The sequence below is a fragment of the Stutzerimonas tarimensis genome (assembly GCF_042648805.1).
Classification (GTDB): domain Bacteria; phylum Pseudomonadota; class Gammaproteobacteria; order Pseudomonadales; family Pseudomonadaceae; genus Azomonas; species Azomonas tarimensis.
Genome location: NZ_JBHRXZ010000027.1, coordinates 60,539 through 68,550 on the forward strand (window position 1 = coordinate 60,539; position 8,012 = coordinate 68,550).

At 66.2% G+C, this 8,012-nt stretch carries 7 protein-coding genes; all 7 read left to right on the forward strand.

The window, feature by feature from the left end; genetic code table 11:
• Positions 1 to 44: 44 nt before the first annotated feature.
• The gene (locus ACFOMF_RS16955) at positions 45 to 1,265 is read left to right on the forward strand and encodes a benzoate/H(+) symporter BenE family transporter (RefSeq protein WP_386367084.1); all 1,221 of its coding nucleotides are present in this window, start codon (positions 45 to 47) and stop codon (positions 1,263 to 1,265) included.
• A gap of 72 nt (positions 1,266 to 1,337) precedes the next feature.
• Entirely contained in the window at positions 1,338 to 2,621 is a 1,284-nt protein-coding gene (locus ACFOMF_RS16960) for an OprD family porin (RefSeq protein ID WP_386367086.1), read from the forward strand.
• Between the two features lie 65 nt (positions 2,622 to 2,686).
• Positions 2,687 to 3,889: an ABC transporter substrate-binding protein gene (locus tag ACFOMF_RS16965; RefSeq protein WP_386367088.1), complete on the forward strand. Its 1,203-nt coding sequence runs from the start codon at positions 2,687 to 2,689 to the stop codon at positions 3,887 to 3,889.
• A gap of 70 nt (positions 3,890 to 3,959) precedes the next feature.
• Complete coding sequence (locus ACFOMF_RS16970) at positions 3,960 to 4,820, forward strand: branched-chain amino acid ABC transporter permease (protein WP_386367090.1); 861 nt, start codon at positions 3,960 to 3,962, stop codon at positions 4,818 to 4,820.
• 24 nt (positions 4,821 to 4,844) lie between these two features.
• Positions 4,845 to 5,882 carry a branched-chain amino acid ABC transporter permease gene (locus ACFOMF_RS16975; protein ID WP_386367092.1) on the forward strand — a complete coding sequence of 346 codons (1,038 nt, stop codon included), beginning with the start codon at positions 4,845 to 4,847 and terminating at the stop codon, positions 5,880 to 5,882.
• Positions 5,879 to 6,634, forward strand: a complete 756-nt coding sequence (locus ACFOMF_RS16980; RefSeq protein WP_386367094.1) for an ABC transporter ATP-binding protein — start codon at positions 5,879 to 5,881, stop codon at positions 6,632 to 6,634. The genes ACFOMF_RS16975 and ACFOMF_RS16980 overlap by 4 nt, the downstream gene beginning before the upstream one ends.
• Positions 6,634 to 7,365, forward strand: a complete 732-nt coding sequence (locus ACFOMF_RS16985; protein ID WP_386367096.1) for an ABC transporter ATP-binding protein — start codon at positions 6,634 to 6,636, stop codon at positions 7,363 to 7,365. The genes ACFOMF_RS16980 and ACFOMF_RS16985 overlap by 1 nt, the downstream gene beginning before the upstream one ends.
• Positions 7,366 to 8,012 lie beyond the last annotated feature (647 nt).

The window sequence follows — 8,012 nt, forward strand, 5'->3', positions numbered from 1 at the left end:
GCGGTCCGGATCCCGTCACGGAACGCCAGGTCTTGCGAGGCGGTATGAAAGCACTGATAAGAGACTTCTCGCTGTCGGCGGCCGTCGCCGGATTCATCGCCACGGTGATTTCCTACGCCGGTCCGCTGGTGATCATCTTCCAGGCGGCGCGGGCCGCCGATCTGCCCCACGACGTGCTGTCGTCCTGGATCTGGACCATTTCCATCGGCAGCGGCGTGCTGGGCATCCTGCTCAGCCTGCGCTACCGGGTGCCGATCGTGATCGCCTGGTCGGCGCCGGGTTCGGCCCTGCTGGTGACCCTGCTGCCGGAGATCAGCCTGAACCAGGCGGTCGGTGCCTACCTGGTGTCGAGCCTGGTCATGCTGCTGGTGGGGCTGTCCGGAGCCTTCGACCGGATCATCCGCCGGCTGCCCGCGGCGATTGCCGCGGCGATGCTGGCCGGCATCCTGTTTCGCTTCGGCACCGGGTTGTTCGTCTCTCTGAAGGACGCGCCCTGGCTGGTGCTGGCGATGCTGGGCGCCTACCTGCTGTGCAAGCGGCTGCTGCCGCGCTACGCGGTGCTGGCGGTGCTGGTGGTGGGGGTCGTCATCGTGATCGCCACCGGCGAGGTGCGCAGCGAGGCGCTGGTGATCGGCCTGGCGGCGCCGGTATGGATCACCCCCGAGTTCAGCCTGCCGGTGATCCTCAATGTGGCCTTTCCGCTGATGGTGGTGGCGCTGACCGGGCAGTTCGTGCCGGGCATGGCGGTGCTGCGCAACGACGGCTACCAGACCCCGGCCAGCCCGCTGCTCAGCAGCAGTGCGCTGGGCAGCCTGGTGCTGGCGCCGTTCGGTTGCCACGGGCTGAACCTGGCGGCGATCACCGCGGCGATCTGTACCGGCAAGGCCGCGCACGAAGACCCCTCGCGACGCTACATCGCCGGCGTTTCCGGCGGCGTGTTCTACCTGCTGCTGGGGCTGTTCGGCGCCACCCTGGTCTCGCTGTTCATGGCCTTCCCGGCGGCGCTGGTCGCGGCGCTGGCGGGGCTGGCGCTGCTCGCCGCTATCGGCGGGGCGCTGGCCGGCGCCATGGCGGTCCCGGCCGACCGCGAGGCCGCGCTGATCACCTTTCTGGTGACCGCCTCGGGCATGTCCTTTCTCGGCCTGTCCGCGGCGTTCTGGGGGCTGGTCTTCGGCATCGCGGCGCACCTGCTGCTCAACCTGAAAAAGACCCCGGTACCCGCCGGGATGCCGGCCCGCCCGAAACAGGAGCAGCCCACCCCCTGAACCTTGATCGACCGGCACCGGCCGACGGTGCCCCTTGCGGCAATACAGAACAACAACAAAAGAGACGTAACCATGAAAAGACCTTGCTCCATTTCTCGTCTGGCCCTGTCCATCGCGGCCCTGGCGCCGCTGTCCGCGGCCGTTGCCCAAGAGGGCTTCATCGAAGGTGCCAGCGCAACCTTGCAGGCACGCAACTACTACTTCAGCCGGGATTTCTCCGACATCGTCGGCCCCAACCAGCAATCCAAGGCAGAGGAGTGGGCCCAGGGCTTTCGCCTGGATTTTCGCTCCGGCTATACCGCCGGTACCGTCGGTTTGGGTGTCGATGTGATCGGCCAGCTGGGCATCAAGCTCGACAGCAGCCCGGACCGGGTCAACACGGGCCTGCTGCCCACCGGCTCCGATGGTCGGGCGGCAGACGAGTACAGCCGCCTGGGCGCTGCGCTGAAGGCGCGGGTGTCAGGCACTGAACTGCGGGTTGGCGAGCTGGTGCCCAGCCTGCCGGTACTGGTCCACAGTGACATCCGCCTGCTGCCGCCCACCTACCAGGGCGCCAGCATCCTGTCCCGGGAGATCGAGGGGCTGACCCTGCAGGGTGGCCAACTGCGCTCCACCAGCCTGCGCAACGAGGCGGGTGATGACCGAATGCTCGCCATGCTCGGCCATCTGCCGCAACGCGCCGCCTCCAGCGACCGCTTCAACTACGCCGGGGCCGACTACGCCTTCGGCAACGGGCGCACCACCGCAGGCGTCTGGTACGCCCAGCTGGAGGATCTGTACAACCAGCGCTTCGTCAGCTTCAAGCACGTCGAACCGATAGGCGAGGACTGGGCACTGAGCGCCAACATCGGTTTCTACGATTCGCGCGACGACGGCGACAGCCTGATCGGCCGGGTGGACAACCAGGCCCTGTTCTCGCTGCTATCGGCCCAGTACGGCGGCCATACGGTATATCTCGGCTACCAGGCGATGTTCGGCGATACCGCCTTCCCGCGAGTCTTCGCCAATGTCTCGCCCTTGGGCAACGAGGTGCCTACCTTCGAGTTCGCTTCCGCCGATCAGCGCTCCTGGCAAGCCCGCTACGACTACAACTTCGCCGCCCTCGGCGTGCCTGGCCTGATCGCCGGGGTGCGCTACATCCGTGGTGACAACGTCGATGTGCAGGCCACCAACCGCGGCGGTCCGCGCTACGAAGGACGCGACTGGGAACGCGACCTGGACGTCGGATACACCGTCCAGAACGGCCCGCTGAAGAACCTCAACATCCGTGTGCGCAACGTCACGGCGCGCTCCAACTACCGCACCGACATTGATGAGAACCGGCTGATCTTCAACTACACCTGGCAGCTGCTCTAGGCACCTGACCCGTTCGACCCTTGCATGCATACCAACAAGCGGGCCCCGAGGCTCCGGAGTACACCATGAACAAGAACAACAAGCTGGTCCCGGCACATCCGATTCTTTCCCAACTCAAGCCGCTGGCCCTGGCCCTCGGTGCGGTTGCCGCACTGATGGGTACCGCCCAGGCCCAGGAGCCGGTCAAGGTCGGCATGCTGCTGCCCTACACCGGCACCTACGCCGCCCTGGGCGAGGCGATCACCAACGGCATGAACCTGGCGATCGAGCAGAAGGGCGGGCAATTGGGCGGACGCCCCGTGCAGATCGTCACCGTGGACAGCGAGGCCAATGCCGGCAAGGCCGTGCAGAACATGCAGAAGCTGATCTCCGGGGCCAAGGTCGACGTGGTGATCGGCCCGGTGCATTCCGGGGTCGGCATGGCTGCGGTGAAGGTTGCCCGGCAGAGCGGGGTGCCGCTGATCATCACCAACGCAGGGTTCAACGCCGCCACCGGGCCGCTGTGCGCGCCCAACATCTTCCGCACCTCGTTCACGTCCTGGCAGACCGCCTACCCCATGGGCAAGGTGGCTGCCGAGCGGGGCTACAAGAATGTGGTCACCGTCGCCTGGCGCTACGGTTTCGGCACCGAGTCGGTGGAGGGCTTCAAGCAGGGCTTCGAGGAAGCGGGCGGCAAGGTCAGCAAGGAAATCTACGTGGCCTTTCCGGACGTGGAATTCCAGTCGCAGCTGACCGAGATCGCCGCGGCCAGGCCTGATGCGGTATTCGTCTTCTTTGCCGGCGGTGGCGCCGCCAAGTTCGTCCAGGACTATGCCGCGGCGGGGCTGCAGGGCCGCATTCCGCTGCTCGGCTCCGGCTTTCTCACCGAGGGCACGCTGCTGGCGCAGGGCGCCGCCGCCGAAGGCGTACTGACCACGCTGCACTACGCCGACAGCCTCGACACCCCGCAGAACAACAGCTTTCGCAGCGAGTACCGGCAGAAGTTCGGCAAGGAGGCGGACATCTATGCGGTGCAGGGCTACGACGCCGGGCTGCTGCTGGCCCAGTCGCTGGAGCAGGTGGGCGGCAATACCCGTGACCGCGACGCCTGGCTCGCCGCCATGGCCCAGGCGAAGATCGACAGCCCGCGAGGGGAGTGGAGCTTCTCCAAGGCGCAGAATCCCGTGCAGAACATCTATCTGCGCGAGGTCCGCGACGGCACCAACGTGGTGGTGAGTACCGCCGCCGAGGCGCTGGCCGATCCGGCCACCGGTTGCAAGATGCCTTGAGCCCGCCCCGCTGGCGCGTCGCCCAGGCGAAGCGCCAGCGGATCCGTACCCCTCCGACCCGGTACGCCAGATGGATTTCTCGACTGTTCTGATTCAGACCCTGAACGGTGTGCAGTACGGCCTGCTGCTGTTCCTGATCGCCAGCGGCCTGACGCTGATCTTCGGCATCATGCACATCATCAACCTCGCCCACGGCGCCCTGTACATGGTCGGCGCCTACCTCGCGTTCTGGCTCACCGCACAGGTGGGCAACCTGTTCCTGGCCATCCTGCTGGCGCTGCCGATCGCCGCGCTGCTCGGCGTGGTGATCGAGCGCTGCCTGATCCGGGCGCTGTACAAGCGAGATCACCTGGACCAGGTGTTGATGACCTTCGGCCTGATCCTGGTCCTCGACTCCCTGCGCAGCATCGTCTGGGGCAACGACGTGCACAGCGTGCCGATCCCGGAGATCCTGTCCGGCTCCATCAGCCTCACCGACAACCTGGAATACCCGGTGTACCGGCTGTTCGTCTCGGCGGTGTGCCTGGCGGTGGCCCTGGGGCTGTACCTGGTCCTGCAGCGGACCCGGCTGGGCATCATCATTCGCGGCGGCGCCAGCAACCGGGAGATGGTCCAGGGCCTGGGGATCAACATCAACGCCATCTACACCCTGGTGTTCGCTGCCGGCGCGGCGCTGACCGCCTTTGCCGGGATGATCGCGGCACCGGTGTCCTCGGTATATCCGGGAATGGGCAACCAGGTGCTGATCATCGCCTTCGTGGTGGTGGTGATCGGCGGGCTGGGTTCGGTGCGCGGCGCCTTCTTCGGTGCGCTGCTGGTGGGCCTGACCGCCACCTGGGGCGCGGTACTGGTGCCGGAATACGCCGGCATGGCGATCTACCTGCTGATGGCCGTGGTGCTGCTGTTCAAGCCCCGCGGGCTGTTCGCCTGACCCCTTCCTGAGAGGTATCGACTCATGCATCACGTCCCTCGCCCCATCCAGTACCTGCTGCTGGGCCTGCTCGCGCTGATGCTGCTGTTTCCCCTGGTGGGGGAATCGCTGTTCGGCGACCGGCAGGACTTCTACCTGCAGCAGATCACCTACATCCTCATCCTTGCCATCGTCGCCCTCAGCCTGGACCTGCTGGTGGGCGTCACCGGCATGGTCAGCCTGGCCCAGGCGGCGTTCTTCGGGCTGGCCGGCTACAGCCTGGTGCTGATCTCGCCCGAGTTCGAGGCGGTGAGCATCTGGCTGGCCCTGCCGGTATGCCTGGCGATCAGCGCCGCGACGGCCCTGCTGATGGGGCTGCTGATCATCCGCACCTCGGGCATCTTCTTCATCATGGTGACCATCGCCTTCTCGCAGATGCTGTTCTACCTGTTCCATGATTCGGCGTTCGCCGGCGGCTCCGACGGGGCGTTTCTGTTCATGAAGCCGGACGTCAGCATCGGCGGCATGCAGCTGCTGGATCTGGAAAACCGCAACACGCTTTATTACGTGGTGCTCGGCTCCCTGGTGGGCATCTACCTGCTGTTGCGCACCTTCCTGAAGGCGCCTTTCGGCAAGGTGCTGCTGGGGATCAAGGTGAACGAAGTGCGGGTCCGTGCCCTGGGCTACAACCCGACGTTCTACAAACTCGTGGTCTTCGTCATCTCCGGCACCATTGCCGGCTACGCCGGCATGCTGGCGGCCACCCAGTACGGCTTCGTCAGCCCCGACCAGGTGGGCTGGAAGCTGTCGGCCCATGTACTGGTAATGGTCATCCTCGGCGGCATGGGCAGCCTGTTCGGCGCCATTTTCGGGGCCTTTGCCTTCGAAGGACTGCATCACCTGTTCGCCAGCCTGACGCCCCACTGGGAGCTGCCCATGGGCCTGGTGGTGATCGCCATGGTGCTGCTGCTGCCGAGCGGCATCGCCGGGCTGCTGATTCGCCTGCTCGATCGGAAGAAGGCGCCCGCCAAGGCCGCCTCACCCTTGCCAGGCGCCACGTTGAAAGGGGAGGTGAACCCATGATTCCCGTACTGGAAACCCAAGGCCTGAGCAAGACGTTCGGCGGACTGGCGGCGGTGAAGGACGTCTCGCTGCGTGTCAATCCGTGCGAGATCCACGCCATCATCGGGCCCAACGGGGCCGGCAAGAGCACCATGGTCAACCTGCTGTCGGGCCAGTTGCGGCCCTGCGCCGGCCGGGTCCTGTTCCAGGGCAAGGACATCACTGGCCTGGAGCCCAACCGTATCTCTCACCTGGGCATCGGCCGCAGCTTCCAGCGCACCAACATCTTTCCCACCTTCAGTTGCCTGGAGAATTGCTGGCTGGCGGCCCAGTCGCGGATGAAGAACTCGTTCCGCTTCTTCCGCCGCAGCGAGCGCTACCCCGAGGTGCGCGAGCGGGCCGAGAAGGGGCTGGAGCTTTGCGGGCTCAGTCGCCATGCCCATACCCGCGCCGACGCCCTGAGCTACGGCGAGCAGCGCCAGCTGGAGATTGGCATGGTACTGGCGACCGAGCCGGTGTTCCTGCTGCTGGACGAGCCGATGGCCGGGATGGGCCGCGAAGAGTCCGGACGGGTCGTCGAGCTGCTCGGTCGGCTGTCTCGGGACTATGCGCTGGTGCTGGTGGAGCATGACATGGACGCGGTGTTCAGCATCGCCTCCACATTGACCGTGATGGTCAATGGTGAAGTGCTGGCCAGCGGCCCTGTGGACCAAGTGCGCAACAACCCGGCCGTGCAGCAGGCGTATCTCGGCGACGGCGAGGAGCAATACTGATGAACATCGCGATCCAACCTGCCACGCCGCTGATCGAAGCCCGTGGCTTGCACACCTATTACGGCAACAGCCACGTTCTGCACGGCGTCGATTTTTGCATCCGTCCGGGCGAGACCCTGGCGCTGATGGGCCGCAACGGCATGGGCAAGACCACCACCATCCGCTCGCTGCTGGGCCTGACCCCGGCCCGCCAGGGCGAGATCAGTATCTTCGGACAGCCGCGGGGGCGATCGGCGACGCACCAGATCATTCGCAGCGGAATCGGTTACGTGCCGGAAGGGCGGGGCATGTTCCCCAACCTGAGTGTGCGTGAAAGCCTGCTGATGGCGGCCCGGCCCGGTCCGGACGGGCGGCAGGAATGGGATCTGGAGCGAGTCCTGACCACCTTTCCCCGACTGGCCGAGCGCATCTCGCACCTCACCGGCAACCTGTCCGGCGGTGAGCAGCAGATGGTGGCCATCGGCCGTGCGCTGATGACCAACCCGGCGCTGATGATCCTCGACGAGGCCACCGAGGGCCTGGCACCGCTGATCCGCAAGGAGATCTGGGACGTGATCCGGCTGATCAAGGCCAGCGGCATCGCCACCCTGGTGGTGGACAAGAACGTCAACGTCCTGCTGGAGCTGACCGATCGCAGCATGATCATGGTCAAGGGCGAGGTGGTGTACGACGGTGGCAGCGCTGCCCTGAAGGCGCAGCCGGAGCTGCTGCAGTGCCACATCGGGCTGTGATCCGCTGCCCACAACAGGCCAGCCGCAGGCGTAACGCTGTACCCGTAGGTCGGGTTAGCCGCAGGCGTAACGCTGTACCCGTAGGTCGGGTTAGCCGTAGGCGTAACCCGACGGCGGACGTCCGAGGCCCGACCGGGCGCCGTGAGCGTCGGATTACGCTGCGCTAATCCGACCTACCGTACGCATGACCCGCAGGCAGGCCAGCCGCAGGTGTAACGCTGTACCCGTAGGTCGGGTTAGCCGTAGGCGTAACCCGACGGCGGACGTCCGAGGCCTGACCGGGCGCCGTGAGCGTCGGATTACGCTGCGCTAATCCGACCTACCGCGCTGCCCACAATCAGGCCAGCCGCAGGTGTAACGCTGTACCCGTAGGTCGGGTTAGCCGTAGGCGTAACCCGACGGAGGACGCCCGACGCCCGACCGGACGCCGTGAGCGTCGGATTACGCTGCGCTAATCCGACCTACCGTACGCATGACCCGCAGGTCAGGCCAGCCGCAGGTGTAACGCTGTACCCGTAGGTCGGGTTAGCCGTAGGCGTAACCCGACGGAGGACGCCCGACGCCTGACCGGGCGCCGTGAGCGTCGGATTACGCTGCGCTAATCCGACCTACCGTACGCATGACCCGCAGGCAGGCCAGCCGCAGGT

What these genes read in the sequence shown, in the direction of transcription:
- ACFOMF_RS16955 (WP_386367084.1), top strand. Translation starts at nt 45, where the DNA reads ATGAAAGCACTGATAAGAGACTTCTCGCTGTCGGCGGCCGTCGCCGGA.
- ACFOMF_RS16960 (WP_386367086.1), top strand. Translation starts at nt 1,338, where the DNA reads ATGAAAAGACCTTGCTCCATTTCTCGTCTGGCCCTGTCCATCGCGGCC.
- ACFOMF_RS16965 (WP_386367088.1), top strand. Translation starts at nt 2,687, where the DNA reads ATGAACAAGAACAACAAGCTGGTCCCGGCACATCCGATTCTTTCCCAA.
- ACFOMF_RS16970 (WP_386367090.1), top strand. Translation starts at nt 3,960, where the DNA reads ATGGATTTCTCGACTGTTCTGATTCAGACCCTGAACGGTGTGCAGTAC.
- ACFOMF_RS16975 (WP_386367092.1), top strand. Translation starts at nt 4,845, where the DNA reads ATGCATCACGTCCCTCGCCCCATCCAGTACCTGCTGCTGGGCCTGCTC.
- ACFOMF_RS16980 (WP_386367094.1), top strand. Translation starts at nt 5,879, where the DNA reads ATGATTCCCGTACTGGAAACCCAAGGCCTGAGCAAGACGTTCGGCGGA.
- ACFOMF_RS16985 (WP_386367096.1), top strand. Translation starts at nt 6,634, where the DNA reads ATGAACATCGCGATCCAACCTGCCACGCCGCTGATCGAAGCCCGTGGC.